The organism is Streptomyces sp. SM10, assembly GCF_002910915.1.
Classification (GTDB): domain Bacteria; phylum Actinomycetota; class Actinomycetes; order Streptomycetales; family Streptomycetaceae; genus Streptomyces.
The window spans coordinates 1-1,727 of record NZ_NEUF01000136.1 but is presented as its reverse complement, the minus strand read 5'-3'; the positions used below and the strand labels follow the sequence as shown (position 1 = coordinate 1,727).

The following is a 1,727-nucleotide window of genomic DNA, read 5'->3' as shown; positions in this document are numbered from 1 at the left end:
CCACCCGGTGCGCGGTCCCGAGGAGTTCGGCCAGGGCGGTGACGAGATCAAAGGTGCGGTAGGACGGGTCCCCGGCGCGGGCCGCGCGCAGGAGCGTGACGACGGACAGGGCGGCGCCCGCGGCGCGCGGCAGCTGCTGGAGCCGGGCGGTGTGCGCGGCGCGGAGGAGCGACGCCTGGGCGACGGCACCGGCCCCGTCGACACCGGCCTCCAGCACCGCGGCGGCCGCCGACCACAGGGCGTCGGCGGCGGCACGCTGGGCCGGGTTCGCCACGTCGGATACGGGGGCGTGGGCGAGCTCGGGGGCCGTGGTAGCGGTGCTGTCGGGGTGCGGTGCGGATTCGGCCGTCCCCGGGGTCGGTTGCCCGGCGGGCTCGGGGGCCTGGTCCGCCGCGGGGGCGGCGCAGGCCGCCGCCGCGCGGTGAACGCATGCCGGGGCGAGGAGACAGCCGCAGGTGATGGCGTCCGCCGTCGCCACCGCACCGCCCGGAGCGTGCAGGCGCAGATCGGTCTCGTCGTCGACCGCGATCGTGACGGTGTCCCCGTCACGGTGCGCCGGGCGGGCGGCGAGCTTGGTCACCGCCGCGTCCAGCCGCTTGCGCAGCCGGGGCGAGAGGTGCTCCACCAGCGTGGCCGTGACCTCCGGCGCGACGGGTGGCAACGGGACGGCGGTCATGCGGTCTTCTCCCCTATCCAGCGGGCCAGTTCGAGTGGGCTGAGTGCGGCCACGGGCATACCGGCGGCCACGACCTGGCCGGCGACACCCGTCGAGTAGCGGGGCCGGCCCGCGTCGTCGAGACTCGCGCACCCGAGGACGTGGCACCCGGTGGCCACCAGGGCCCGCACCTCCGTCAGCAGTCCGCCGAGCGGCGCCCCCTCCTCGAAGTCGCTGATGACGACGACGAGGGTGCGGGTGGGCACCGTGATCAGGCTGCGCGCGTGCCGCAGAGCTGCGGCGATGTGCGTGCCGCCGCCCACGCTCACCTCCAGCAGGAGGGAGAGAGGGTCGTGCACATGGCCGGTGAGGTCGACGACCTCGGTGGAGAACGCGAGGAAGTGGGTGCTCAGACTCGGCACGCCGGCCAGCACGGAGGCGGTCAGCGCGGACCAGATCGTGGACGCCTCCATGGATCCGGAGACGTCGGTGACCAGGATCAGGCGCCAGTCGGCCGAACGGCGGGCGCGGCTGCGGAAGACCGGCGCCTCGGGAAGCACCTGGACCGTGCCGTCGGGCGTCCGGCGGGCGGTGGCCAGGTTGGCGCGGAGCGTGCGCGGCAGGTCCAGCCGGCCGCCGGGGCGACGGGTGGGCCGGGCCGACATCGTGCCGGTGAGCGCCGGCCGCAGCCGGGTGGTGAGCTGCCGGGTCAGTTCGTCGACCAGGCGGCGGACCAGGGGCCGGAGCGCCGCCAGTCGCGCCTCGGGAAGGCCGCCGGCGTACCGCAGGACCGTACGGAGCAGTTCCACGGAGGGTGTGGCGGCCGCCGGGTCGATCTCGGTGAGGACGTCCGGCCGACCGGTCGCGGCAGCGGCGGCGAGGACCTCCTCGCGGACTCCGGGGCCGAAGAGCGCGGCCAGTTCCTCGGACCACTCGCGGACGCCGGGGAACGACGCCTCGCGGCCACCGCCCTGACCGGGCATACCGCCGCGCGACCCCTCACCGCGTCCCGCGCCGTACAGCTCGTCCAGAGCGGTGGCCAGCCGGGCGGCACCGGACGGCAGCCGGTCGG

At 76.5% G+C, this 1,727-nt stretch carries 1 protein-coding gene and 1 pseudogene; both read right to left on the bottom strand.

Translation table 11 applies throughout. From position 1 onward, the window contains the following. Positions 1 to 676 (bottom strand): annotated as a pseudogene (locus B9S57_RS21920) (hypothetical protein); the annotation flags it as partial. Further along, positions 673 to 1,727: VWA domain-containing protein (locus tag B9S57_RS21915; protein WP_146057788.1), on the bottom strand; the 1,055-nt coding region annotated here is incomplete at its 5' end. The gene B9S57_RS21915 and the pseudogene B9S57_RS21920, both read right to left, overlap by 4 nt.